We start from the raw sequence: 1,160 nt of genomic DNA, 5'->3' as shown, positions 1-1,160 counted from the left end.
AGGTCGGGCAGTTCACCGGTGTCCGGCACCCGCCACGGCTCACTGCCATTGGCCAGATACCCGTCACTCAGAAGGAACACCGGCGTGCGATAGGTCACCGCGATCCGCGCGGCCTCGATCGCCGCCTCGAAACAGTCCGCCGGCGTGCGCGGAGCGACGATCGCCACCGGCGCCTCACCATTGCGCCCGAACATCGCCTGCAGCAGATCCGCCTGCTCCGTCTTCGTCGGCAGCCCCGTCGACGGCCCGCCCCGCTGAATGTCGATGACCAGCAACGGCAGTTCAAGAGAGACCGCCAGCCCGATCGTCTCCGACTTCAGCGCCACCCCCGGCCCCGACGTCGTCGTCACCGCGAGAGAACCGCCGAACGCCGCACCCAGCGCCGCACCGATCCCCGCGATCTCATCCTCCGCCTGGAACGTACGCACCCCGAAATTCTTGTGCCGCGACAGCTCATGCAGAATGTCCGAGGCCGGCGTGATCGGATACGACCCCAGATACAACGGCAGATCCGCCTGCCGCGCCGCGGCGATCAACCCGTACGACAGCGCCAGGTTCCCCGAGATATTGCGATACGTACCCGCCGGAAACGTCCGCACAGCCGGCGCGACCTCGTAGGAGACCGCGAAATCCTCCGTCGTCTCCCCAAAATTCCAGCCCGCCCGGAACGCCGCCAGATTCGCCGCCGCGATCTCCGGCTTCTTCGCGAACTTCGCCGCCAGAAACCGCTCCGTCCCCTCCGTCGGCCGGTGATACATCCACGACAACAACCCCAGCGCGAACATGTTCTTGCTCCGCTCCGCCTCCTTACGCGACAGATCGAAGCCCTTCAACGCCTCCACCGTCATCGCCGTCAACGGAACCGGATGGACACTGAAACCCTCCAGCGAACCGTCCTCCAACGGGTTCGCGGCATAACCCACCTTCGCCATCGCCCGCTTCGTGAACTCGTCCGTATTCACGATGATCTCCGCACCACGCGGCACATCGCCGATGTTCGCCTTCAGAGCCGCCGGGTTCATCGCGACCAGCACATTGGGCGCATCCCCCGGGGTCAGGATGTCGTGATCGGCGAAATGCAGCTGAAAAGACGAAACGCCCGGCAGGGTTCCTGCGGGCGCCCGGATCTCGGCGGGAAAGTTCGGAAGAGTCGAGAGGTC

1 protein-coding gene is annotated in these 1,160 nt (G+C 65.6%); it reads right to left on the bottom strand.

The annotated features are described in order from the left end of the window. Window positions 1-1,160: 2-oxoacid:acceptor oxidoreductase family protein (locus ACIBLC_RS41895; RefSeq protein WP_399216739.1), on the bottom strand; the 1,160-nt coding region annotated here is incomplete at both ends.

Source organism: Streptomyces sp. NPDC050535 (assembly GCF_044457665.1).
Classification (GTDB): Bacteria; Actinomycetota; Actinomycetes; order Streptomycetales; family Streptomycetaceae; genus Streptomyces.
The sequence above is the reverse complement of the archived record's forward strand: the minus strand, read 5'-3'. Positions and strand labels throughout refer to the sequence as shown.